Below are 23,945 nucleotides of genomic sequence, written 5' to 3'. Positions count from 1 at the left end.
GGAGGCCTTCACGGACTTTCGAAGACCCGCAGCGCGGTCACGGCGTCCGGCGCCAAGGAAGTCGTGAGCGTCCCACCGGCGGCGAGCGACGTACGCGACCACCACTCACCGGAAGCCTCGGGCACCACGGGACCACCGACGACCAGATCGGTTGCCAGCACCCGTCGCCCGGCCAGATGCGCGAGACTGGCGTCCAAAGTGGAGTCCCCGATCTCCAACGTCTGCCGCAGTAACGGCATTTCACCCCGCGTCACATGCTGCGTCGTCACCAGGGAGCCAGGCCGCTCACCCGCCCGTCCCAGAACCAGCACCTCCCGCGTATGCAAGAAGGCGCCAGACGCCAAAGCGGCCCGCAACACGGCGGTGTGCCGGGCGCGCGCGGTCACCACGGTCGGCTCCGGCAGATACTCCAAAGACCCACCATCGTCCACGGCGATGTCCACAAGGGACGAACTCCCCTCCCCATGCAGCCCAGGGAGCGCGATCGTCGCCGCCACCCCGGAAAGCCGCAGCGAAGCACCGGCACCGACCCGGATGGTCAGCTTCAGCTCATCGCCGCCCAATGGCGAGGTCGCCGAGTTGACCAGGTGCACCACCGCCGTCGCACCGATGCCCCGCTTGGGAAGGAGCGTGAGCGGCGCCATCGAGCGCAGCTCACGCAGTACGGTCCGGCCGCCCTCGAAGCAGGCGGTCAGCCGCGCGTGCGCCTTCACCCCGCGCGGACCGGGAGCAGCGAGCGGACCCAGTCCGCCACCGCCGGCGCGTTCGGAGTGTCCACAAGGGACTGGGTGATCACCGGCAGCTCGCCCCGCATCCGGTGCGCGTCCGAGGTCATCACGTCCATGTCCGCCCCGACCAGATGCGCGATGTCGATCTTGTTGATCACCAGCAGATCCGCCGTCGTCACGCCCGGCCCGCCCTTGCGCGGCACCTTGTCGCCACCGGCGACGTCGACCACGAACACCTGGCTGTCGGCGAGTCCCCGGCTGAACACCGCGGTGAGGTTGTCCCCGCCGCTCTCGATGATCACCAGATCCAGCCCAGGAAACCGCTCCTCCAGCCGTTCGACCGCGTCGAGGTTCGCGGTGATGTCGTCGCGGATGGCGGTGTGCGGGCACGCGCCGGTCTGCACGGCCTCGATCCGCTCCGGGTCGAGCACGCCGGCCTTGCGCAGGAAGTCGGCGTCCTCGGTGGTGTAGATGTCGTTGGTGACGACGGCGAGGTTCACCTCGTCGCCCAGCGCCCGGCACAGCGCCGCGGTGAGCGCGGTCTTCCCGCTCCCCACCGGCCCGCCGATCCCGATCCGGTACGCGCGCCCGGCGGTCGGCGCCTGCTCGTAGTGGTCGGGTTCCGCGGCGGTCGGGTCGAAGTTGACCGGGTGCACATGTCCGTGACCGTGACCATGCTCAGCTGGCAAAGAGACGCACCTCTTCCTGGTGATGCCGGGCGTGTGCCTCGGCGAACAGATCGAGCGCCGGTGACCCCGGCGCCGGGAGATCGGCCGGATCGTCGCCCGCGACCTCGGCGGCCCGCCGGGAAACCTCCTGGACCTCGTCCGCGAGGCGGGCCACGACGGCGTTGACGGCGAACGGATCGAGGCCGAGCAGCCGTACGGCCGCGCTCGCGGGACCGCTGATCGCGAGGTAGGCCACCGCCATCGCGGCGTCGAAGGGCACCCCGGCCAGCGCTCCGACGATCACCGGATGATGCGGCCGCGGGGTTTCCTTCAGCAGCTGGGAAAGCACCGGCGACGGCCAGGCCGCCTTACCCGCCCGTGCCGTCCCCCGCCCCTGCGCGCGGGAGGCCTCCCGCTGCGCGAGCGAAGGCGTTCTGGCGTCGAGTTCGAGATCGAGCCGTCGCCAGTGTCCACTTCGGACGTTCCTTGCCGCCGCGTGCGCCGACGCGGCGGCGAACACCGCGGCCAGCGAGCCGGCCGTGCGCAAGCGCCCGGAGAGGAACCCCGGAAGGTCACGTTCGTGCGTGATCAGCTTCCGGGCGACGGCTTCTTCGAGCCCGCCGGAATGGACGTGACCACCCCCGGGGAACCTGGAATCGGCCAAGATGACCGCTGCGGTGTTCATCAGAACAAGAAGTACCGTTGCGCCATGGGCAGTTCGGTCACCGGCCGCGGCTCGATCAGCTCGCCGTCGACGTGCACGGCGAAACTGTCCGGCTCCACCCGGATGTCCGGTGTCGCGTCGTTGAGCACCATGTCGGCCTTGCCCCGGGACCGGGTGTTCGCGACCGGCACGAGCTTCCGCGCGATGCCGAACCGCTCCGCCACCCCGTTTTCCAGCGCTTCCGGGGCCACGAAATGGAAGCTGCTCGCGGCGGCGATCGCCGCTGCCGCGCCGAACATCGGCCGCGCGAGCACCGGCTGCGGCGTCGGGATGGACGCGTTCGCGTCGCCCATCGCCGCCCATGCCGGGAATCCGCCCTTCAGCACCACATGCGGCCGCACTCCGAAGAACTTCGGCTCCCACAGCACGAGATCCGCGAGCTTCCCGACCTCCACCGAGCCGACCTCGCGCTCCATGCCGTGCGCGATCGCGGGGTTGATCGTGTATTTGGCGACATAGCGACGAGCCCGCAGGTTGTCGGCCGCGCCGTCGCCGGGAAGCGCGCCACGCCGCCGTTTCATGACGTGCGCGGTCTGCCACGTCCGGATGATCACCTCGCCGATGCGGCCCATCGCCTGCGAGTCCGAGCTCATCATCGAGATCGCGCCGAGGTCGTGCAGGACGTCCTCGGCGGCGATGGTCGTCGGCCGGATCCGGCTTTCGGCGAACGCCAGATCCTCGGGCACCGACGGGTTCAGGTGATGGCAGACGACGAGCATGTCGAGGTGTTCGTCGAGGGTGTTCGCGGTGTGCGGGCGCGTCGGGTTCGTCGACGACGGCAGGATGTTGGGCAGCCCGGCGACCTGGATGATGTCCGGCGCGTGCCCGCCGCCCGCGCCTTCGGTGTGGTACGCGTTGATCGACCGGCCGCCGATGGCGTCCACAGTGGACTCCAGGAAGCCCGCTTCGTTCAGCGTGTCGGTGTGGATCGCCACCTGGACACCGGATTCGCCGGCCACGGTCAGGCAGGCGTCGATCGCGGCCGGGGTGCTTCCCCAGTCCTCATGTAGTTTGAACCCGCCCGCGCCGGCGGCGAGCTGTTCGCGCAGCGCCTCGTGCCGGACGGTGTTCCCCTTGCCCAGCAACAGGATGTTGACCGGCTGGCCGTCCATCGCCCGCAGCATCCGGCCGAGGTTCCACGCGCCGGGCGTGACGGTGGTGGCCTTGCTGCCCTCGACCGGCCCGGTCCCGCCGCCGACGAGCGTGGTGAGACCGGACGCCAGCGCGGTGTCGGTCAGTTGCGGGCAGATGAAGTGGACGTGGCAGTCGATGCCGCCCGCGGTGAGGATCTTCCCGTTGCCGGACAGCACCTCCGTGGACGGTCCGACGACCAGAGCCGGGTCGACGCCGTCCATCGTGTCCGGGTTGCCCGCCTTGCCGATGCCGACGATGCGGCCGTCGCGGACACCGACGTCGGCCTTGACGATCCCCCAGTGGTCCAGGATCACCGCGCCGGTGATGATCAGATCGGGCGCGCCTTCGGCCCGGGTCGCCATCCCCTGGCCCATGGATTCGCGGATCACCTTGCCGCCGCCGAACAGCACTTCGTCACCGCTGCCCGACGGCCCCATGCTGCGGTCTTCGGTGACCTCGACGATCAGATCGGTGTCGGCGAGGCGGATCCGGTCGCCGGTGGTCGGGCCGAACAGTTCGGCGTAGCGCTCACGATCGATCGACGGCATCAGGTCGCCTTCCGCAGTCCGGGCACCGCGCGGTTCCCGGCCAGCGGGACGAGATCGACTTCACGTTCGACCCCCGGCTCGAAACGCACGGACGTTCCTGCGGGCACGTCGAGCCGATGTCCCCTGGCGGCTTCGCGATCGAATTCGAGCCCCGGGTTGACCGCCGCGAAATGGTAGTGCGAACCGACCTGGACGGGCCGGTCGCCGAGGTTCCGCACGAGCAGCCGGACCCGCGGCCTGCCCGGGTTCAGCTCGACCGGCGTGTCGCCGGTGATGATCTCTCCTGGTCGCACTCGCGGCCCTTTCTAGACGATCGGGTCGTGCACGGTGACGAGCTTCGTGCCGTCCGGGAAAGTGGCTTCGACCTGCACGGAATCGACCATCTCCGGCACTCCGTCCAGCACCTGCGCCCGGCCCAGCACCGACCGGCCGCTCGCCACGAGCTCGCTCACCGTCCAGCCGTCGCGAGCGCCTTCGAGGACGTGATCGGTGATCAGGGCGACCGCCTCGGGGTAGTTCAGCAGGACCCCGCGCTCCAGGCGTTTGCGAGCTACGTCCGCCGCGACGTGGATGAGCAGTTTGTCCCGCTCCTGGGGGCTCAGGTGCATGGGAAAGGTCTATCACCGGAAACGGCCCGCCGCCGGTTCTCGAAACACAGGATTTACGTCGGCGCCCGGTACACGCAAAGTGAACGTCGCCGTAACTCTTCGCGTACGAACGAGCTTTTCACTGAATCGTTCTCGTAATCGTGACCGAAAGCACCACATCTTTCGATTGCCCCAGGCCGCGACGTGGAGCAAAGTTTGTCCATCCGTGCGATGAGGCGCGCCTTCGCTGCGTGTATCCCGTCCACGCATGAACACAAAGCCGGGGAATGCGCATCGAAAGGTTTCACCACAGTGAGTACCTCCACGATCAGCACCAATCAGCCGTCCGAGCAGGTCGACGACGGTTTCCGACCGGGTCTCGAAGGCGTGGTCGCCTTCAAGACCGAAATCGCCGAGCCCGACCGTGACGGCGGCGCGCTGCGTTATCGCGGTGTCGACATCGAGGATCTCGCCGGCAAGGTGACCTTCGGTGACGTCTGGGGTCTTCTCGTCGACAGCCGCTTCGGCCATGGGCTACCGCCCGCCGAGCCGTTCCCGCTGCCGGTGCACACCGGCGACGTCCGCGTCGACGTCCAGGCCGCGCTGGCCATGCTCGCCCCCATCTGGGGCTACCGGCCGCTGCTGGACATCACCGACGACGAGGCGCGCGACCAGCTGGCCCGCGCCTCGGTGATGGCGCTTTCGTACGTCGCCCAGTCCGCCCGCGGCATCGGGCAGCCCGCCGTCCCCCAGACCCGGGTCGACGAGGCGAAGTCGATCACCGAACGCTTCATGGTCCGCTGGCGTGGCGAGCCGGACCCGGCCCACGTCAAGGCCATCGACGCCTACTGGGTCTCGGCCGCCGAGCACGGTCTCAATGCCTCGACCTTCACCGCCCGGGTCATCGCCTCGACCGGCGCCGACGTCGCCGCGGCGCTGTCCGGCGCGATCGGCGCCATGTCCGGCCCGCTGCACGGCGGCGCGCCGGCGCGGGTGCTGCCGATGATCGAGGAGGTCGAGAAGACCGGCGACGCGGTCGGCCTGGTCAAGGGCATCCTGGACCGTAAGGAACGAATGATGGGCTTCGGGCACCGCGTGTACCGCGCGGAGGACCCGCGGGCGCGCGTGCTGCGCCGGACCTGCCAGGAGCTCGGCGCGTCGCGCTACGAGGCGGCCGCGGAGCTGGAGCAGGTGGCGCTGAAGGAGCTGCGCGAGCGGCGTCCGGACCACCCGATCGAGACCAACGTCGAGTTCTGGGCGGCCGTGATCCTGGACTTCGCCCAGGTACCGCCGCACATGATGCCCGCGATGTTCAGCTCGGCGCGTACCGCCGGCTGGGCCGCGCACATCCTGGAGCAGAAGAAGACCGGCCGCCTCGTGCGCCCGTCGGCCAAGTACGTCGGGCCGGAGCCGCGGAAGCCGGAAGACGTCGAAGGCTGGGACCTGGTCGCGAAGCAGTCCTGACGCGCGCTATGAAAGGTCCTTTCCTTGCAAATTTTGCAAGGAAAGGACCTTTCATAGCATCTGCGGGACCGAAGAATCGTGCGCCGCGGTCGCCGAGAGCATGGCGGTCAGCTGATCGACCAGCCAGCCGTCGAGCGCCTCACGCGGCACGGAACGCTCCTGCAGCCAGCTCAGCAGAGCGCCCTCCACCACCGCCGTCCAGCACCGCAGGGTCAGCAGGAGCATAGGCGAGGGCTCCGACACTCCCAGCGCGCCGAGGATGAGCTCGACGGCGCGGTTGCGGACCTCGTCGATCGCCGCGTCCGTCTCCGACGTCGCGATCACCGAACCGCTGCGCAACAGCGCGACATACCCCGCCCGGTAGTGGTCGGCGACGTCGATCAGCCCGCGGACGGCGGCACGCAGCCGGGTTTCGGGCGGGCCTTCCTCGAGCCCGGCCAGGCCGTCGATGAGCCCTTCGGTGACTGTTTTCAGCGCTTCGACCTGCAGTTCCCGCAGGCTCGAGAAGTACCGGTAGAACAGCGGCCGGGAGACCTCGGCGCGGGCGATGATGTCATCGACCGTGACGAGTTCGGGCGCGCGTGAGCCGAACAGGTCCAGCGCGGCGCGGATCAGGTCCTCGCGGCGCGCTTCCGGCGACATCCGGCGTGGGCGTCCGGTCACGGGGTGACGTCCAGTTTGGCCGCGGCCCGCAGCAGTCCGGGGGTGAGCCGGGAGAGGACGAGCGCGGCCTTGGCCTCCGGCGTCGAAGGCTGGATGGCCTTGTCCTTCTCGACGGCCCGCAGGATGTCGCGGGCGACCTTCTCCGGGCCGAAGCCGCGTTTCGCGTACAGCTTGCTGCTCGACTTCTGGCGCCGCTTCTGCTCGATGTCGTCGACACCGACGAAACGGGGGGTGCTGGTGATGTTGGTGTTCACGATGCCGGGGCAGATCGCGGTGACGCCGATGTTCTCGGCGGCCAGCTCCGCCCGCAGGCAGACGCTCAAGGTCAGCACGGCGGATTTCGTGGTGGCGTACGCGGAAAGGATCTTCGACGGCAGGTACGCGGCGGCCGAGGCGACGTTGACGATCTGGCCGCCTTCGGCCCGTTCGCGCATCTGCTCGGCGAAGACGCGGCAGCCGTGGATGACGCCCCACAGGTTCACGTCGATGAGACGTTCCCAGTCCTTGACCGTCGTGTCGAGGAACGGGCCGGACAGGCCGATCCCCGCGTTGTTGACGACGATGTCCGGGACGCCGAACTCCTCCTTGACCCGCTGGGCGAACTTCTCGACCGCTTCGGCGTCGGAAGAGTCCACTGTGTACTCGCCGACGGTCGCGCCCTTGTCCCGCAGCAGTTTCGCGGTGTCGGCGGCGGCGGAGCCGTTGATGTCGGTGATGACGATGTCCGCGCCCTTGTCCGCGAACGCGAGCGCCGTCGCGCGGCCGATCCCGCTGCCGGCGCCGGTGATCACCACCAGCTTGTGCGCGAAGCCTTTCGTCCTGGCCTGTTTGAGCGCGCGGCTCTCCTCGCCGCCTTCGACGTGGTCGATCAATTCGGCGGTCGCGTCGGCGATCACCCGCGGCTTCTCGCGGACAACCCAGTGCGTGCCGACGATCCGGCGGATCCGGAGGTCCGGTGCCCAGCGTTCGATCTCGGTCTGCAGTGGCGTGGTGACGAACTTGTCACCGGTGGGCGCGAGCACCTGCACCGGGATCTCGGCCGGCCGCGGCCTCGGCCGGGAAAGGCGCGTGAACATGTTGGCGCGATACAGGTTGAGGCCGTACAGGCCGTCCGAAGTGGACGGTGCTCCGGCCGCCGGGTCCATCCGGCCGATCAGCGCGCCCATCGCGCCGGTGCGCCAGAGCACCTGCGGGATCAGGGGGATCTGGAAGCCGAGGATGTAGGTCGAATGCGCCCACTGGACGAGCGCGTTCTTGAGGCGTTTCGGGCTCGGACGCAGCTGCGCACGGAACCACGCTCCCGCGTGGTCGAGACTCGGCCCGGAGATCGACGTGAACGACGCGAGCCGTCCGCGCAGCCTGTCGCCGGTGACCGAATGCCAGGTCTGGATGGAGCCCCAGTCGTGCGCGAGCAGGTGGACCTTGCCCTCGGGCTGGACCTCGTCGACGATCGCGGCGAGGTCATCGGACAGCTGGTCCAGCTTGTAGGACGCGCGTCCCGAAGGCTTGTCCGAGCGGCCTGCACCGCGAACGTCGTAGACGACCACCCGGTAGCGGCGTTCCAGCAGGGCGGCGATGCCGTCCCACATGGAGCCGTTGTCCGGGTAGCCGTGGACGAGCACCACCGTGGGCGCGTCGTCGACGCCGGTCACCCGGACCGAAAGGCGGACACCGTCGCTGGCCGTCACCCACTTGTGAGACATCCTGTCATGTTAGACAACTTGTCAATAAGGCCGCTTCTTGAGGAGTTCGCGACCAAAGGTCCATACGGTGTCGATCACGAGGACGAAGGTCCAGATACGCCCGAGGTTCAACAGCCAGTGACCACTGGAGTTCCAGTACCAGCCGGCTTCGTGCGCTTCGCCGAACAAGGCTTCGACAGGCCAGCTGTAACCGGCGACCGCCAGAGCCGCCTGCGCGACGACGTAGACCCCGGCGTGGATCGCCCAGTTCCGGAGCGGATTCGCGCGCTTGTTCGCCTCCTCCGTCACCGATTCGGCCGCTTGTGGACTGTCCTCGATCGTGCGGGGTGCTCGCTTTTCCTTTTGTGACACCGTTTTTCGTGGTTCCACGGGAAACTCCGCAACTCCGACACGCCGTACGGCGCCACGAACCACGAACGATCCGACGAGCAGAAACCCCGCCGCGCCGAAACAAGCGACACGCCATCCGGTATCCGAGCCGTAGAGCTGCCCCGCCACGAAAGTTCCGATCGTCGCTCCGAGTAGCGTCGCGCTCTCGTAGATCCCCATCGCCCGGCCGAGGCTCAGCCCGGCCGCTTCGGCGACCACCGCCTGCTCGACCGGGATGGCCGCCGCGAACGCCGCCGCGGACAGGACCCACATGACCGCGAGCACCGGCGGGCTCGGCGCGAAGGACAGTCCGGCGGCGAAGATCGCGCTCGCCATCATGGCCAGCGCGAGCACCCGCGTCCGGCCGACCTTGCGGACGAAGCCGTGCAGGTAGTCGGGCAGCAGGCTGTAGACGATAAAGCCGGGAATGAAGACCGCCGCGATCGCGCCGAGCTGGAGCTGATGCCCGCGTTGCAGGTGCATCAGGAGCAATAGGGCGACGCCTGCCTCGGCCATCGCGGTCAACGCGACGAGCGCGAGCATCGGACGCATCCTCTTGCCCAGCTGAAGCAGCCGCGGCGCGTCTTCCTCGCGCACCTGCGTGGACTTCGCGTTCAGCAGGACCACCGCGGCCACCGCGCAGGCCGCGGCGCCGAGCCAGAACACGCCCCGGTAGTCGATCCAGGCGATCGCGGTCAGCGCGACCACGAAGGCGATCCACGTGCCGCCACCCTCGGCCGCGAACAGCTTGCTGAACGCGCCGTCGTCCGCCGCGAGCCCCTCCCCGACCCGGGCCCGCAACGCGACCCAGAACAACGCACCGCCCGCACCGCCGAGAACCGCGGCCAGGTAGGCGACCCCGATGCCCGGTGTCACCGCGTAGACCACAAAGGACAGTCCATAGAGGACAGCACCGACCGCGGCGATCCGGCCCCGGTCGAACCGGTCGGCGAGCGAGCCCGCGATCGGCCGGACCACGAACGACACCAACGTCTCCAACGCGGTCAGCGCCCCGACCTCGGCGGCCGACGCGCCGAGCCGGCTCCCCACCCACAGCGGCAGGAGGAAATCGAGCACCTCCGCCGGTCCTTTGGTCAGCGCGGCGGCGAGCCGGTTCTCCTCCGCCCGTCGTTTCTGTGCTACCTCGTCCACCCCAGTACCCCCTTTTCGGATACGACTGTATTCTAAAAAGAGGCGGCCGGGCAAGGTGGGCGCCGGAGCGGAGCCGGTCCGGGTGGGTCGTGAGTGGCGTTTCGGGTTCTAACCCGAAACGCCACTCACGACCCACCCGGCCCATCCGGTGCACAGAGGGGAGGATGCATCCGTGCCGAAGATCGTGGACCGCGCCGAACGCCGCCGGGAGATCGCCGGCGCCCTCCTGCGCATCGTCGCGCGCGAAGGCGTCGAGGCCGTCAGCGTGCGCTCGGTCGCCGTCGAGGCCGGGGTGTCCGCGGGCGCGGTGCAGAAGTACTTCTCCACCAAGGAAGACCTGTTCCGGTTCGCCCTCGACATGACGAGCGAGTTCCTGGAGCAACGCTGGGAAAACCTCGATCAGTCCGGCGACCTGCTGGACCTGCTGCTGCGCCTGCTCTTCGAGGCGATGCCGCTCGACGAGCAGCGCCGCGCGGAGGTGATCGTCATCAACGCCTTCACCGCCCGCGCCGCCGTTCGGCCGTCCTGGGCCGAGTTCATCCGCACCGGTTACGACGAGCTCGCGGAGATCACGACGCAGTACATCTCGAAAGCGCAGTCGGAGGGCCACGTCCGGGACGACCTCGCGGCGAGCGACCTGGCCGATGCCGTCCTCGCCCTGTCGGACGGCTTCGCGACCCGGATGCTCACCGCCGCCGATCCGGCCGCGCTCCTTCCTTCCCTCGAAGCCGCCGTGCGCACGCTCCTGACTCCGCAAGTGCAGCGTTAGTTACATTCAGACGTAACTAACGCTGTCAAGCGAGGTAAACTTCGCTGCATGAAGACGAGTGACGCACTACTGCTGCTCAGTGCGTTCACCAGTGCTCAGTGGGGCTTGGTCACATCGCGGCAGGCCAAGGGTGCCGGCGTTGACGGCGTCACGCTGCATCGCTTGGAGAAAGCTGGCCACTTCGACCGTGTCCGTCACGGCGTCTACGCGGCGACGATCGCCGTCGTGACCGAAGCCAGGAACGAGCAAGCGGCCTGGCTGATGCTCAACGCCGCCGAACCCGCCTGGAAGCGTCCGCTTCTCGAACCAGCCGGAGGAGTGATCTCACACGGGTCGGCCGCTCGATTGCACGGGCTCGGCGAGCTCGTCGACGACCGGGTGGTCCTGACCACGCCACGCCGTCGCACGAGCCGAGATCCCAACGTGCGCCTCATGACCGCGGAATTGCTCGAAGACGACGTGACGACGATCGACGGACTACCCGTCACCACGGCCTTGCGCACCATCCTCGACCTGCTGGACCAGCGCACGGACGGCAGCCATATCGCCACGATCATCCAAGAAGCGGTGGAGGCGGACCTCGTCCGTATCGATGTCTTGGCAGAGCGCATCGGTCCCTATGCCTTGCGTTATGGCGTACGCCGCCCCGAAGACGGCGGAGCGTTGCTCGATCACTTACTCGCCGAGATCGGCAATTCGGCCGCGCGTCTCGCCCGGCAACCGACTCCGCTGCGGCCGTAGCCCTTGCGTAGCGGCAAATCCAGGCCGCGACACCTTCTCCATCGAGTCCGCACTGCCGCACGACGATGGAGGAATGCCCTCGCAGCGCCCGAGAACACCGCGCGGTTATCTCGATTCCCAGAAGAGCAGAGCGAAGAACGGTGCGGAGCGGACCGGCGCTTCCACCGGCGAACTACTGCAGTTGCATTTCCATCGACGTTTGATCGCGCGTGTCTTCCATGGCGACGAAGCCGCGAACTGGGTGCTGAAGGGCGGTCAAGCCCTGCTCGTTCGTTGGCCCTCCGCGCGCTACTCCACCGACATCGACCTGCTCTCCGTGGAGAACACGACCGACGGCGCCGTCGACGCGCTCAAGACGGCGGCCAGGCTGCGTCTCGACGATCACATCTGGTTCTCCCACCTCGGCACCTCCGGTCAAACGCATGTCGAACGCCCGACCCGCAAGGTGTCGTTCATGGCGATGTTCGAAAACGCGCCCCTCAATCACCGGGTCCGTGTCGACGTCGTCACCTCCGGGCACCTGCCGCGCGGGCCCGTCACCACCGAGCCGCTGGAGCCTCCGTTCACCAGTGACTGCGCTCCTTGGCCGGAAGCCAGGATGTTCCCGATCGAAGACCACGTCGCCGAAAAGATCTGTGCGATGTACGAGCGTCATCAGGTCGGCAGCCACCCGTCCACCCGCTACAAGGATCTCGTCGATCTCGCCCTGTTCGCGTTGAAGTCGCCCATGCCTGGCAAGGAGACCCACGAGATCCTTCACGACGAGATCGCCCGCCGCCGCGGACGCGGGATGGTCGTGGTTCCACCCTCCAGGTTCGAGGCCCCCGATCCTCGTTCCTGGAAGGGCGGCTATCGCAAAGCCGCCCAAGGCGTCCGCGCCCTCCCCGCCGAATTCCGGACACTCGAAGTGTGCGTGACCTCGCGGACGCTTTCATCACTCCCCTTCTCCACACGACTCCTCCGACAGGGCGGTGGAACCCCGGAGAACGAGCCTGGCGGTGACACCGGTGTCCATCGATCGGTTGACAGCCGGGTTCAGTCCAGCGGTCGTCCCGGGACAGCGGCCCGCTGAAGCACGATCGACGTATGAACAAAGCGGTGAAAGTGCGTGGCCTGCGCAAGGAGTACCCGGGCCACACGGCCGTCGGGGGGATCGGCCTCGACATCGAGCAGGGCGAGGTGTTCGCGCTGCTCGGCCCCAACGGCGCGGGCAAGACGACGACGGTCGAGATCCTGGAGGGCCATCGCGAAAGAACCAAAGGCGAGGTCGACGTCCTCGGCGAGGATCCCGGCACGGCGGGCCGCGCCTGGCGGGCCAGGCTCGGGATCGTGCTGCAGACGGCCAACGACGCCGCCGAGCTCACCGTCGCCGAGACCGTCCGGCATTTCGCCCGCTACTACCCGAATCCTCGTGACATCGACGAAGTGATCGAGAAGGTCGGCCTGACCGAGAAGGCAGGCGCCCGCGTCAAAAGCCTGTCCGGCGGGCAACGGCGTCGGGTGGACGTCGCGCTCGGGATCATCGGGCGGCCCGAGCTGGTTTTCCTCGACGAGCCCACGACCGGGTTCGATCCGGCGGCCCGGCGCCAGTTCTGGGAGCTGATCAGGAGTCTCGCCCGCGAGGGCACCACGATCCTGCTCACCACGCACTATCTGGACGAGGCCGAGGCGCTGGCCGACCGGGTCGCGGTCATCACCCGCGGCGCCATCGTCGCCGAGGGGACGCCGCAGACGCTCGGCGGCCGCGCCACCGCGGAGGCCACCGTCCGCTGGGCCGACGAGCACGGCGCCCACCTGGAACGCACCCACTTCCCGGCCAAGCTGATCCGCGAGCTCTCCGCCGACGGCCGCGAGCCGTCGGAGCTGACCGTCCACCGCCCCACCCTCGAAGAGACCTATCTCGACCTGATCGGAGAAGCCCGATGAGCACGCTGACCCTCCCGGGCACCTTCTCGCTCGGCCTCGTCCGCGGCGCCGCGGAGATCAAGCAGTTCTTCCGCCTGCGGGAGCAGGTGATCTTCACCTTCGCCTTCCCGTCCCTGCTGATGGTCCTGCTCGGCTCGATGCTGAACTCCTCGATGCCCGGCATGGCGATCACCACCGGACAGGTGCTGGCCGCCGGCATGATCGGCTCCGGCATCGTCTCGACGTCGTTCAACAGCGTCGGTATCGGCTTGGCGGCGGACCGTGAAGCCGGTGCGCTGAAACGGCTTCGCGGTACGCCGATGCCCGCGGCGTCCTACTTCATCGGCAAGATCGTCCTGGTCGGCGCGACGAGTGTCGCCCAGGTCGTGCTGATGTCGGTCGTCGGTGTCCTGCTGTTCGACCTGAGCCTGCCCACCGATCCGGTGAAACTGCTGACCGCCCTGTGGGTCTTCCTGCTCGGCGTCACCAGCTGCACCCTGCTGGGCATCGCGCTCGGGTCGGTGACCAAATCGGTCAGCGGCGCGGTCGCCGTGGCCAATCTGATCTACATCGCGTTGCAGTTCATCTCCGGGGTGTTCGTCACGCCGATCACCAACCTGCCGAAGGTTATGGTCGACATCGCTTCGTTCTTCCCGGTGAAGTGGATCTGCCAGGGCTTCCGCTCGGTGTTCCTGCCGGCCGAGGCCGCGAGTCAGGAAATGGCGGGGACATGGGAACTTCCGATGGTGGCACTGGTGCTGACGGCGTGGTGCGTCGCGGGGCTGCTGCTGGCGAAGCTGACGTTCCGCTGGTCGAACGAAGGCAAGTGAACGCCTGGGAGCGGTTCTACTGGCTGTGGGAGGTCCTCTTCGGGATCACCTTCGCCGCGACGACCGCCCTGGTGGTCTTCGACGACGGGACGACCACGGACAAGACGGTCGCGATCCTGTGCTTGACCGGTATCGCCGTGGCGTACCTGGTCCGGGGCCGCCGGCTCATCAAGGGCCCGGACCACGAAGACACACCGTGGCTGCACACCGTCGTGGTGATGCTTTTCCTGGCGGGCGCCAACTTCGCCAGCACCACGTCGAGTTTCATCCTGTTCTTCGTGTGCCCGGTGCTCTACATGACGCTGTCGACGAAGACGGCGTCGGTCTTCACCACGATCGGGGTGCTGCTGGGCCCGGCGTCGTCGATCGCGCGAGGCGGCTTCGACCAGCCGTCCCTGCGCATCCTGCTGCCGATGACGGCGATCCTGATCGTCTTCAGCATCCTCGCCGGCCGCTACACCAGCCAGATCATCGATCAGAGCAAGAGCAGGGCCGCGTTGATCGAACAGCTGCAGGCCAGTCAGGCGGAAGTCGCCCGCCTCTCGCGGGAGGCGGGGACGGCCGCCGAACGCGAACGCATGGCCCGCGAGATCCACGACACGCTCGCGCAGGGCTTCACCAGCATCGTCACGCTCACCCAGGCCATCGAGTCCGAAATGGACACCGATCCCAAGGCGGCCCGCCGTCATCTGGAGCTCGCGGCGCGGACGGCGCGGGAGAACCTGGCCGAGGCGCGGGCGATGGTCGCGGCGCAGGGACCGTCGGCACTCGCCGCCGCCTCGCTGGAGGAAGCCTTGCGCCGCCAGGGGGAACGGCTGACCGAGGAGACCGGGATCGAGGCGTCGATCGAGGCCGGCGGCCCGCTGCCCGCGCTCCCGATGTCCACGGAGGTCGTCCTTCTCCGGGCGGCGCAGGAGGCGCTGAGCAACATCCGCAAGCACTCCCGCGCCACCCGCGTCTCGCTTCGACTGTCCGTTGTGGACGGACGTGTCCGGCTCGGCGTCACGGACGACGGCATCGGATTCGACCCCGACGCGCCCACCGGCGGCTTCGGCCTGGCGGGGATGCGCACGCGTACCGATCAGGTCGGTGGCATCGTGACGCTGAAGAGCGAACCCGGTGCGGGGACGACAGTAGAACTGGAGGTGCCCGCGTGATCACGATCATGCTGGTCGACGATCACCCCGTGGTGCGGGAAGGCCTGCGCGGCATGCTGGAGGCCGAGCCGGACCTGAGCGTCATCGGGGAAGCGGGCTCCGGCGACGAGGCCGTCGCGCTGAGCCGGGTCAAGCAGCCGGACGTGATCCTGATGGACCTGCGGATGCCCGGTCTCGACGGCGTCGGCGCGACGCGGAAGATCCTCGCCGACCGGCCGGGCCAGCGGGTCGTCGTGCTCACCACCTACGAGACGGACGCGGACATCCTGCGCGCGGTCGAAGCGGGCGCCTCCGGCTACCTGTTGAAAGACGCTTCGCGCGCGGAGCTCGCCGGTGCGATTCGTGCCGCGTCGCGCGGCGAGACGGTCTTGGCGCCTTCGGTCGCCGGGAAGCTGGTGAACCGGGTACGCAACCCGACGGCGTCGCCCTTGTCGGCACGCGAGATCGAGGTACTCCGGCTGGTGGCGCTGGGCAGCACGAACGCCGACATCGGCCGGACGCTCCACATCAGCGAGGCGACGGTCAAGACCCATCTGCTGCGCGTGTTCGGGAAACTGGACGTTTCGGACCGTACGGCCGCTGTGACCACCGCTATGCGACTGGGGCTGCTCGGGTAGGCAGAATGCGACCCATGCTTGCCACGACCGAAATGGCGCTGCTTCGCCGCCTCGCGCACGAGCAATCCTCGTGCCGCACCCCGTCCATCGTCGCCGCCGTCGTCCGCGACGGGGAAATCGCCTGGTCCGGAGGACGCGGACGCGTCGACGGCGAGACACCGGGCGCCGACACGCAGTACCGGCTCGGGTCGATCACCAAGACACTCGTCGCGACGGCCGTCATGCGGTTGCGCGACGAAGGCAAGCTCGACCTGAACGACCCGCTGGAGCAGCACCTGCCCGGCACCTCGTTCGGCTCGGCCACCATCGCCCAGTTGCTGTCGCACACCTCGGGCCTGACCGCGGAATCGCCCGGCTCCTGGTGGGAGCGCACCGTGGGCGCGGACTGGGACGCGCTCGTCGAGAGCCTCAAGGACGGCGCGACACGGCTGCGGCCGGGCAGCCGGTTCCACTACAGCAACGTCGGTTACGGCGTGCTCGGCGAGCTGGTCGCGCGGCACCGCGGGCAGTCGTGGCTCGACGTCGTCCGCGCCGAGATCCTCGGCCCGCTCGGCATGAACCGGACCTCGCCGCATCCGGAAGGCGCGCACGCGGACGGGTTCGCCGTGCATCCCTTCGCCGATCTCCTCATGCCGGAGCCGTCGCCGGACGCGGGCGCGATGGCCCCCGCCGGCCAGCTGTGGTCGACGGCCACCGACCTCGCCCGCTGGACGGCGTTCCTCGGCGGGCACACCGGCGGCGTCCTGAGCGAGCAGACCGTCGCGGAGATGCGCGAAATGGTCACCGTGGACGACGGCGACGCCTGGACCACCGGATTCGGCCTCGGCCTCATGCTGGTCCGCACGGAGGGCAGGCGGCTGGCCGGGCACACCGGGTCGATGCCGGGCTTCCTCGCCTGCTCGCTGGTCGACGCGAACGCGGGTATCGGCGCGCTGGTGCTGACGAACTCGACGGCGGGCGTCGGCATCACGCAGCTGTGCCTCGACCTGATGAACCTGACCGAACAGCACGAGCCGTCCATGCCCGCCGAATGGCAACCGTCCACTGTGGACCCGAGTTTGCTGGAGCTGACCGGGCTGTGGCACTGGGGGCCGACGCCGTACCACCTGCGGCTGCTCCCGGGCGGCCTGTTCTCCCTCGCGCCGACCGACGGCCCGGGCCGCGCGTCGCGGTTCGCGCCGGTGGGTGACGACACCTGGGTCGGTCTCGACGCCTACTACGCGGGCGAGACGCTGCGGGTCGGACGGGATTCGGCCGGCAAGCCGAACCACCTCGACCTCGCGACGTTCATCTTCTCGCGCACCCCGTTCGACCCGGCCGCGCCCATCCCGGGCGGCGTCGACCCCGAGGGCTGGCGCTAGCGGTCCAGCACCGCCGATTTCACGTGATCGACCGGACGACACGCGTGATCCGGCGGACGACACGCGTGACTGGATGGACGACACGACACGCGGCCGGCTCCCGTGCGTGACCAGGGACGAAGGCTCCTTTCACCGCATCAGGCGCGGCGAAGGGAGCCTTCATCCCACCATCGGCCCGCCCGAGAACACGCCACGTTCGACCCTCGACTCAAAGAGAACCCGAATCGCCACTCACGACCACATCAGACCGCCGGGGTGTGCCCGACCGCCGCGCCGACGGCCGCGATGAACTTGCGGGCGATGCGCTTGCCCTCACCCCAGTCGACGAAGCCGAACTTCAGGCTCGTCTGGATCGCCAGCCCGGAGCCCTCGGAGGTCCTCTCGACCTTCACGGTGACCGTCTGCCCGTAGCTGAAGAGGCCCATGCTGGTGGAGAAGGTGACGTAGCCCGCGGCCGCGTCGTAGAAAGGGTTCTTCCCCTTGACCGCCGTGACCCCGTTCGGAAGGGCCTGCCACAACGCCTCGGGGGCCAGGGGGAATCGCTCGTGCACTGTCGCCATGAGGCGAGAAGCTACCCGGACGAGGGGCACCCGCGGGAGCGAGTTCTCCGATCCCACATACCGGACACGCGACACCGACTTTCAGCAGGGTCATCCCGACCTGAGAGACTGGGCACATGACCGACGCACCTGAGTTGACCCTCCCCGCGGACCTGAAGCCTGCCGATGGCCGCTTCGGCTGCGGACCGTCCAAGGTCCGTGACGAGCAGCTCGCCAACCTGGCGAAATCCGGTGCCACCTACCTCGGCACCTCGCACCGTCAGAAGCCGGTGAAGTCCCTCGTCGGCCGCGTGCGTGCGGGTCTGTCCGAATTGTTCTCCCTGCCCGAAGGCTACGAAGTGGTCCTCGGCAACGGCGGGACGACCGCATTCTGGGACGCCGCCGCGTTCGGGCTCGTGCGGGAACGTGCGCAGCATTTCACCTATGGCGAGTTCTCCTCGAAGTTCGCCACGGTGACCAAGGGCGCCCCGTTCCTCGCCGACCCGATCGTCGTGAAGGCCGACCCGGGCAGCGCGCCCGAGATCGCCTACGAGGCCGGCGCCGACCTGGTCGGCTGGGCGCACAACGAGACGTCGACCGGTGTCGCGGTGCCGGTCCGCCGCCCCGAAGGCAGCGAAGGCGCCCTCGTCGCCATCGACGCCACCTCCGGCGCGGGCGGTCTGCCGGTCAAGGCCGAGGACTTCGACGTCTACTACTTCGCGCCCCAGAAGTCCTTCGCCTCCGACGGTGGCCTCTGGATCGCGCTGGCTTCGCCCGCCGCCGTCGAGCGCATCGGCGAGATCGGCGCGAGCGACCGCTGGATCCCCGAGTTCCTGTCGCTGACCACGGCGCTCGACAACTCCCGCAAGGACCAGACGTACAACACCCCGGCGGTGTCGACGCTGTTCCTGCTGGCCGACCAGATCGAGTGGATGAACTCCAACGGTGGCCTGGAGTGGACGACCTCGCGGACCAGCGACTCGTCGACCCGGCTGTACGAGTGGGCCGAGAAGACCAGCTACACGACGCCGTTCGTCAGCGACCCGTCGCTGCGCTCGCAGGTCGTCGGCACCATCGACTTCGCCGACGAGGTGGACGCCGCCGCGGTGGCGAAGGTGCTGCGCGCCAACGGGATCGTCGACACCGAGCCGTACCGGAAGCTGGGCCGCAACCAGCTGCGCGTCGGCCTGTTCCCGGCCATCGACCCGGACGACATCACGAAGCTGACCCAGAGCATCGAGTACGTCGTCGAGCGCCTGGGCTGAGCTAGCTAGCTGTCCGTGAAGGCCTCCTTGAGGGACCCAGGGTCCCTCAAGGAGGCCTTCACGGACTTGCGGAAGACTGCGGCCAGGGCCAGCAGCACCAGGCCGTACAGCACGTAGGACTCCGTCGCCAGCCACCAGCCGAAGCTCCCGGCGGGCCGCGGCGCGAGCCACATCGGCGCGATCACGAACAACGCCACCGTCACGGCGGCGAGCACGTAGGAAACGACCGAACGCGCCCAGACCAGCAGCACGAGGATCGGCACACACCAGATCCAGTGGTGCGTCCACGAAACCGGCGACACCAGCAGCCCGCCGACGGCACACGCGGTCAGCGCGAACACCGGCTCCGCGACGCGCACGATCACGAACGCGGTCAGCGCGACCACGGCGATCGAGGCCAGCACCCAGACGACGTCTTCCGCCGAGCCGAAACCGAACCGCGCGAGCATCCCGCGCAGCGACTGGTTGCCGACGTAACCGCGATCGCCGATGCGGCTGGTGTCGAACAGGATGTCCGTCCAGAACCTCGCCGACGCGCCGGGCGCGGTCAGGAACATCAGCGCGCCCGCGCCGAGGAAACCGGCCACCACCCGGCCTGCGGAGCGAAAGTCCTTGCGGAACAAGAAGAACAGGATGAAGAAGGCAGGCGTCAGCTTGATCGCCGCGGCGACGCCGATCAGCAGGCCCTTCGTTCGGGCGCGGCCCGGCAGCAGGGCGTCGAGGACGACGAGCAGCATCAGCAGGGTGTTCACCTGGCCGAAGCCGAGCGTCGAGCGGACCGGCTCCATGATCCCGCCGACGGCCTGTGCCCCGATCGCCGCCAGGACGGCGATGGCGCGGCCCCGGACGGCGGAACGATCGGTGAGCGAACCGTTGAGCGTCGCGACGAAGAGGTAGACGACGATCCCGCCCGCGATGATCGACGCGAGCCCGACCAGTCGTGTGGCCAGCGCGGCCGACAGGAGCGTGCCGGGCAGGAACACCGCCGCCGCGAACGGCGTGTAGGTGAAAGGCAGCCAGCCGCCGTGCGTCTGCACCCACGCGCCGTACGGGTCGCCGGAGTCGACGAGCAGCCGCGCGCCGCCGATGTAGACCTCGAGGTCCTGGCCGTCGAACACCTTGAGCGTGAACAGCACGCCGACCACGACGGCTTCGAGCGCGATCAACGCCCCCGCGAGTTTCCGCCCCGACAATCCCACCAGCACCCGGCGAGATTACCCACCGTCGTCCCGCGTTCAGTCCTCTGGATGCGGTGAACCACCGCATCCAGAGGACGAAACGCGAGCTAGGCGAGGGCCTGGGTCGGGGGCAGGCGTGCCGCGCGCATCGCCGGATAGGCACCGGCGACGGCACCGACCAGTGCCGAGATCCCGACACCGCCGAGCAGGGCGCCGACGGGGAGTACCGCCGGCCAGCCCTGGCTCAGCGCGTAGCCGGACGTCACCAGCACCCCGACCAGGACCCCGGCGATCCCGCCGAGCCCGGACAACAGCACCGACTCGGCCAAGAACTGGCCTCTCACCTGCCGTTTCGTCGCGCCGAGCGCCCGGCGGAGGCCGATCTCCCGGCGCCGTTCCAGCACCGAGATCACCATCGTGTTGGCCACCCCGACGCCGCCGACCAGCAACGCCACCCCACCGAGCCCGAGGAACAACGCGCTGTACGTGTTCTCCGTCAGCTTCTGCGCCTCCAGTGCCTCCGACGGACGACGGACCTCGACCTCGTTCGGCGCCTCCGGGTTCATCGTCTGCGCGAGCACCGACCGCACGTTCTCGACCTGCGAATCCTTCGCCCGCACGTACACGGTCGTCGGGTGGCCCTCGAAGTCGAGGAGCCGCTTGGCCGCGTCCCAGCCGACCAGCACCGAACGCTCGATCTCGGGCGCCAGCGGCGTCGGCCCGAGGATCCCGCCCACGGTGAACCACTTCCCGTCGATGTACACCTGCGGCGGTTTCGCCGGGTCGATGTGGTCGATCCCGAGCCGTGCCGCCGCGACCGAACCCAGCACGACGACCGGATAGTCGCGAGTGGCGTCCCGGAGGAACTGCCCGTCGCGGACGGCACCGCCGATGACGTCGAGAAGATCCGGCGTCGCCGCGTAGACGCCGAGGCCGGACGTCTCGTCCTTGTCGATCTTGTCCGTGCGCCGCACGGTGCCGCCGGTGGTCCCGGTCGCGGACGCCGCCGTGACCGGGGCGATCCGTTTCGCCATCGGCACCGCGCTGTCCGGCAGGGTCGCGTCGCCGCCGAACATCGTCTTGCCCGGCCCTGCCGTGAGCAGGTTGGTGCCCAACGCGGCCAGCTGGTCTTGCAACGCCTTCGCGCCCGACGCCGGGATCGCGAGCACCGCCACCATCGCGGCGATCCCGATCCCGATGCCGAGCGCGGACAGCACCGCCCGCATCGGCCGCGTCCGCATCCCGTGCGCGCCGAGGTTCAGCACGTCACGCGGGCCGAGCCGGGCCGGATCCGGCGTCTTGCCGAGGACGGGCGCGCTCACACCAGCACCCCCGTCCCGGTGTCGAGCCGGATCCGCCCGTCCCGCAGTTCGATCCGGCGCGGGATGCCCGCCGCGATCTCCCGGTCGTGCGTGATGATCACGACCGTCGTCCCCTGCGAGCTCAACGTGGCCAGCAGGTTGAGGATCGCCGCGCCGTTGCCCGTGTCGAGGTTCCCGGTCGGCTCGTCGGCCAGCAGGATCGACGGCGAGTTGACGACCGCCCGCGCGATCGCCACCCGCTGCCGTTCCCCGCCGGAGAGCTCGTTCGGGAAATGCCCCGCCCGATGCGCGAGCCCGACGCGGTCGAGCGCGGCCAGCGCCCGCTCGCGCCGTTTCCGCCGCGGCACTCCCGCGTACAGCAGTCCCGTCGCGACGTTGTCGACCGCGCTCACCCCCTCACTGAGGAAGAACTGCTGGAACACGAACCCGATCCACCGCGACCGCAACGCCGAAAGCTTGCGGTCGGGCAGTTTCGCCACGTCGTGCCCGCGCAGTTCGATGACGCCGCTGGTCGGCCGGTCGAGTGTGCCCATCAGCTGCAGCAGCGTCGACTTGCCGGAACCCGACGGCCCCAGGATGGCGACCATCTCCCTGTCCTCAATGGACAGTGTCACCTCGTGCAGGGCGCGCACGCCGCCGGGATAAGTGCGCGAGGCGTTGCGCACGGCCAGCACCGGGGTCATGACGTCGTCACCACCCGCATCCCGGCGGAGAGGCCGGTGCCGGTGACCTCGACGCGTCCGCCTGAGAACAAACCGGTCTTCACCGCGATGAGACGCCGCTTGCCGCCTTCGTCGACCTCGACGGCGTATCCGCCCTCGGCGAGCGCGAGCAAGGCCCCGACCGGGACCGCCAACACTCCACTGTGGACTTCCTTGGTGAACCGCACGGACACCGGTGTCGAATCGAGCGATCCCGCCGCGGCCGGGTCATCCAGTTTGATCTTCACCTTGATCTTCGGCTTGCCGTCGTCCTGCCCGGCGCCGTCCTTGCCGTTCTCCGCGACCTTGCCGACGTCGGTGATCACGCCGGTCGTGGTCTTGCCACCGGTGATGTCGACCCCGACCTTGTCCCCCGCCTTGGCGATGGCCTGTTTGGCGGCGTCGAGTTTGACCTCGACGAGACGCTCGGTGCCGGTGTACTTCAGCAGTTCGCCGCCGCCGGGACCGCCGAGTTGCGCGGCGACCTGTGAAACCCGGATCTCAGCCGGCGCAAGGACGACGTCGCCCTGCCCGAACGCGCCGGTCTGCTCCAAGCCCAGCGACTTCTGCCATTTCTTGATCGCGGCGGCGGTCGCGGAGGTGAACTTCTTGTCGGGCGTGCCGAAACCGCCGAAACCGAGCGCCTTCAGGTTCTCTTCCAGCTGCTTGACGTCCGGGCCGTCCGCGGCCCCGTCGGCGAGGTCGCGGAAGAACGGCAGCGTGCCGTAGAACAGCGGGACGGGTTTGGCGTCGACGCCGTACACGGCCTTGCCGCGGGTGAGCACCGCGCCCGCGTCCGGCAGGGACGTGATCGTGCCCTGTTTCCGGCCGGCGAGGGAGCTTTCCTCGCCGTAGCCCAGTTTCCCGTTCGCTTCCTCTTCCTCCTGCAGGTCGGTCTTCTCGACCTTCGCGGTCTCGACCGGCGGCGGCGCCTGCCCGACCTGCTGGGCCTCGGAGGTGACCCTGGTCAGCACGACCACGGACATCGTCCCGACCACGACGACGAGGACCGCCGCGATGATGAACCAGCGCGCCCGGCGCGACCGCCGTGCGCCGCCGGGTCCTTCGTGTTCGCTCATTTCGCCGGGGCCGCCCTCACGGTCATGCCGAGACCGCAGGCCTTCGCCGCTTCTTCGAACTTCTTGGGGTCGCCCATGTCCATCGTCATGGCGGCGCCCTTGCCGCTGGGATCGGGATCCGGGAAGTCGATCCCGTGCTCGCGCATGCACTTGGCTTCCTTGCGCATCTTGTCGAGTTCTTCCGGCGTGGGCGGCTTGATCTCGCCACCGTTGGGCAGCAGCTTCCGGCACGCGTCGCTCGCGGCCTTCATCTTGTTCTCGTCGCGCCCGACCTCGCCGGCCTCGATGGAGATCGAGCCTTGCCCGTCGCCGTCGGTCTTGGGATCCGGCATGTCGACGCCGTGCTCCCGCATGCACTTCGCGAAGTTGCGCATCTTGTCCTCGTCGGACACGTTGTCCGCCTGCTTCCCGTCGCCCGCGCCGGCGGCGGGAGGGGACGAGATCGAGGCGACCTTGTCGCCGCCGTCCCCGCCACCACCGCAACCGGCCACGAGCGCGAAGACCGCTCCGGCGATCAGCACCGCCATGGGTCGTTTCCGCATCGCTGCTCCTTCGGTCGTCTTGGCGCCCCGATTTCTACGGAGACGGCGATTCCGGGGCGGTAAGCGATGTTGCTTATGTCGCGCTTACCGTCCCGATCAGCGGAACAGAGATCCGACCTTTCTGCCGTCTTTCCGGGTGAACTAGCTCTCCGATGGACCTTTCGGAGGTTCACATCCGACCTCTGGCTTCCTAAAGTCC

Annotated in this window: 25 protein-coding genes; 10 read left to right on the top strand and 15 right to left on the bottom strand. The window is 68.9% G+C overall.

From position 1 onward, the window contains the following. Nucleotides 1–8 precede the first annotated feature (8 nt). Genes ACSMFO_RS08850 through ACSMFO_RS08825 form a run of 6 tightly spaced genes read right to left on the bottom strand, consistent with a single transcriptional unit; the run spans nt 9 to nt 4,410 of the window. Nucleotides 9–713 carry an urease accessory protein UreD gene (locus ACSMFO_RS08850; protein ID WP_436457927.1) on the bottom strand — a complete coding sequence of 235 codons (705 nt, stop codon included), beginning with the start codon at nt 711–713 and terminating at the stop codon, nt 9–11. Beyond that, nucleotides 710–1,417 (bottom strand): urease accessory protein UreG, encoded by a 708-nt coding sequence (gene ureG / locus ACSMFO_RS08845; protein ID WP_037348019.1) that lies wholly within the window; start codon nt 1,415–1,417, stop codon nt 710–712. Before ureG ends, ACSMFO_RS08850 begins: the two co-directional genes overlap by 4 nt. Continuing rightward, nucleotides 1,407–2,081 carry an urease accessory protein UreF gene (locus ACSMFO_RS08840; protein ID WP_436457925.1) on the bottom strand — a complete coding sequence of 225 codons (675 nt, stop codon included), beginning with the start codon at nt 2,079–2,081 and terminating at the stop codon, nt 1,407–1,409. The genes ureG and ACSMFO_RS08840 overlap by 11 nt, the downstream gene beginning before the upstream one ends. Continuing rightward, nucleotides 2,081–3,802, bottom strand: coding sequence for an urease subunit alpha (locus ACSMFO_RS08835; protein WP_436457923.1), 1,722 nt, complete (start codon nt 3,800–3,802; stop codon nt 2,081–2,083). The genes ACSMFO_RS08840 and ACSMFO_RS08835 overlap by 1 nt, the downstream gene beginning before the upstream one ends. Then, the gene (locus ACSMFO_RS08830) at nt 3,802–4,095 is read right to left on the bottom strand and encodes an urease subunit beta (RefSeq protein ID WP_038507943.1); all 294 of its coding nucleotides are present in this window, start codon (nt 4,093–4,095) and stop codon (nt 3,802–3,804) included. Before ACSMFO_RS08830 ends, ACSMFO_RS08835 begins: the two co-directional genes overlap by 1 nt. Nucleotides 4,096–4,107: 12 nt before the next feature. Continuing rightward, nucleotides 4,108–4,410 carry an urease subunit gamma gene (locus ACSMFO_RS08825; protein WP_436457921.1) on the bottom strand — a complete coding sequence of 101 codons (303 nt, stop codon included), beginning with the start codon at nt 4,408–4,410 and terminating at the stop codon, nt 4,108–4,110. A 291-nt stretch (nt 4,411–4,701) separates the two neighbouring features. Here ACSMFO_RS08825 and ACSMFO_RS08820 point away from each other — a divergent pair, with 291 nt between their 5' ends. After that, nucleotides 4,702–5,853, top strand: coding sequence for a citrate synthase 2 (locus ACSMFO_RS08820; protein WP_037348027.1), 1,152 nt, complete (start codon nt 4,702–4,704; stop codon nt 5,851–5,853). Nucleotides 5,854–5,904: 51 nt separating this feature from the next. Here ACSMFO_RS08820 and ACSMFO_RS08815 read toward each other — a convergent pair whose 3' ends face one another. From ACSMFO_RS08815 to ACSMFO_RS08805, 3 genes are read right to left on the bottom strand one after another with little or no spacing between them, the layout of a single operon-like run. Further along, nucleotides 5,905–6,495 carry a TetR/AcrR family transcriptional regulator gene (locus tag ACSMFO_RS08815; protein ID WP_350577642.1) on the bottom strand — a complete coding sequence of 197 codons (591 nt, stop codon included), beginning with the start codon at nt 6,493–6,495 and terminating at the stop codon, nt 5,905–5,907. A 17-nt stretch (nt 6,496–6,512) separates the two neighbouring features. Continuing rightward, complete coding sequence (locus tag ACSMFO_RS08810; RefSeq protein ID WP_436458340.1) at nt 6,513–8,204, bottom strand: SDR family oxidoreductase; 1,692 nt, start codon at nt 8,202–8,204, stop codon at nt 6,513–6,515. 36 nt (nt 8,205–8,240) lie between these two features. Beyond that, complete coding sequence (locus tag ACSMFO_RS08805) at nt 8,241–9,740, bottom strand: MFS transporter (RefSeq protein ID WP_436457919.1); 1,500 nt, start codon at nt 9,738–9,740, stop codon at nt 8,241–8,243. A 172-nt stretch (nt 9,741–9,912) separates the two neighbouring features. Between ACSMFO_RS08805 and ACSMFO_RS08800 the strand changes: the two genes are divergently transcribed. From ACSMFO_RS08800 to ACSMFO_RS08765, 8 genes are read left to right on the top strand one after another with little or no spacing between them, the layout of a single operon-like run. Next, nucleotides 9,913–10,509, top strand: coding sequence for a TetR/AcrR family transcriptional regulator (locus ACSMFO_RS08800; protein WP_436457917.1), 597 nt, complete (start codon nt 9,913–9,915; stop codon nt 10,507–10,509). A gap of 48 nt (nt 10,510–10,557) precedes the next feature. Next, entirely contained in the window at nt 10,558–11,250 is a 693-nt protein-coding gene (locus tag ACSMFO_RS08795) for a type IV toxin-antitoxin system AbiEi family antitoxin domain-containing protein (RefSeq protein WP_436457915.1), read from the top strand. Then, nucleotides 11,141–12,322 (top strand): nucleotidyl transferase AbiEii/AbiGii toxin family protein, encoded by a 1,182-nt coding sequence (locus tag ACSMFO_RS08790; protein ID WP_436457914.1) that lies wholly within the window; start codon nt 11,141–11,143, stop codon nt 12,320–12,322. Before ACSMFO_RS08795 ends, ACSMFO_RS08790 begins: the two co-directional genes overlap by 110 nt. 26 nt (nt 12,323–12,348) lie before the next feature. After that, the gene (locus ACSMFO_RS08785; RefSeq protein WP_436458339.1) at nt 12,349–13,176 is read left to right on the top strand and encodes an ABC transporter ATP-binding protein; all 828 of its coding nucleotides are present in this window, start codon (nt 12,349–12,351) and stop codon (nt 13,174–13,176) included. Next, complete coding sequence (locus ACSMFO_RS08780) at nt 13,173–13,985, top strand: ABC transporter permease (protein WP_378429276.1); 813 nt, start codon at nt 13,173–13,175, stop codon at nt 13,983–13,985. Before ACSMFO_RS08785 ends, ACSMFO_RS08780 begins: the two co-directional genes overlap by 4 nt. Next, nucleotides 13,982–15,142, top strand: coding sequence for a sensor histidine kinase (locus tag ACSMFO_RS08775; protein WP_436457912.1), 1,161 nt, complete (start codon nt 13,982–13,984; stop codon nt 15,140–15,142). The genes ACSMFO_RS08780 and ACSMFO_RS08775 overlap by 4 nt, the downstream gene beginning before the upstream one ends. Beyond that, nucleotides 15,139–15,759 carry a response regulator gene (locus ACSMFO_RS08770; protein WP_436457911.1) on the top strand — a complete coding sequence of 207 codons (621 nt, stop codon included), beginning with the start codon at nt 15,139–15,141 and terminating at the stop codon, nt 15,757–15,759. Before ACSMFO_RS08775 ends, ACSMFO_RS08770 begins: the two co-directional genes overlap by 4 nt. A gap of 14 nt (nt 15,760–15,773) precedes the next feature. Continuing rightward, on the top strand, nt 15,774–17,120 hold the full coding sequence (locus ACSMFO_RS08765; protein WP_436457910.1) for a serine hydrolase domain-containing protein: 1,347 nt from the start codon (nt 15,774–15,776) through the stop codon (nt 17,118–17,120). A gap of 242 nt (nt 17,121–17,362) precedes the next feature. Here the strand turns inward: ACSMFO_RS08765 and ACSMFO_RS08760 are convergent, their stop codons facing one another. Next, nucleotides 17,363–17,680, bottom strand: a complete 318-nt coding sequence (locus ACSMFO_RS08760) for a hypothetical protein (RefSeq protein ID WP_037348049.1) — start codon at nt 17,678–17,680, stop codon at nt 17,363–17,365. A gap of 116 nt (nt 17,681–17,796) precedes the next feature. Here ACSMFO_RS08760 and serC point away from each other — a divergent pair, with 116 nt between their 5' ends. Beyond that, nucleotides 17,797–18,924, top strand: coding sequence for a phosphoserine transaminase (gene serC, locus ACSMFO_RS08755; protein WP_436457909.1), 1,128 nt, complete (start codon nt 17,797–17,799; stop codon nt 18,922–18,924). 5 nt (nt 18,925–18,929) lie between these two features. On the opposite strand, the gene ACSMFO_RS08750 is transcribed toward serC, so the two are convergent. The 5 genes from ACSMFO_RS08750 to ACSMFO_RS08730 all read right to left on the bottom strand — a co-directional run bounded on the left by ACSMFO_RS08750 (nt 18,930) and on the right by ACSMFO_RS08730 (nt 23,746). After that, entirely contained in the window at nt 18,930–20,129 is a 1,200-nt protein-coding gene (locus ACSMFO_RS08750; RefSeq protein WP_436457907.1) for a glycosyltransferase 87 family protein, read from the bottom strand. Nucleotides 20,130–20,209: 80 nt separating this feature from the next. Continuing rightward, the gene (locus tag ACSMFO_RS08745) at nt 20,210–21,424 is read right to left on the bottom strand and encodes an ABC transporter permease (protein ID WP_436457905.1); all 1,215 of its coding nucleotides are present in this window, start codon (nt 21,422–21,424) and stop codon (nt 20,210–20,212) included. Next, nucleotides 21,421–22,107: an ABC transporter ATP-binding protein gene (locus ACSMFO_RS08740; protein WP_007033339.1), complete on the bottom strand. Its 687-nt coding sequence runs from the start codon at nt 22,105–22,107 to the stop codon at nt 21,421–21,423. The genes ACSMFO_RS08745 and ACSMFO_RS08740 overlap by 4 nt, the downstream gene beginning before the upstream one ends. Next, nucleotides 22,104–23,204, bottom strand: a complete 1,101-nt coding sequence (locus tag ACSMFO_RS08735) for a peptidoglycan-binding protein (RefSeq protein WP_436457903.1) — start codon at nt 23,202–23,204, stop codon at nt 22,104–22,106. The genes ACSMFO_RS08740 and ACSMFO_RS08735 overlap by 4 nt, the downstream gene beginning before the upstream one ends. Then, complete coding sequence (locus tag ACSMFO_RS08730; RefSeq protein ID WP_038507917.1) at nt 23,201–23,746, bottom strand: hypothetical protein; 546 nt, start codon at nt 23,744–23,746, stop codon at nt 23,201–23,203. Before ACSMFO_RS08730 ends, ACSMFO_RS08735 begins: the two co-directional genes overlap by 4 nt. Between the last annotated feature and the right edge of the window lie 199 nt (nt 23,747–23,945).

Origin of the sequence: Amycolatopsis sp. w19 (assembly GCF_051373225.1) — a bacterium.
Classification (GTDB): Bacteria; Actinomycetota; Actinomycetes; order Mycobacteriales; family Pseudonocardiaceae; genus Amycolatopsis; species Amycolatopsis japonica.
Note: the sequence above shows the minus strand (reverse complement) of the source record. Positions and strands in the feature narration are given on the sequence as shown.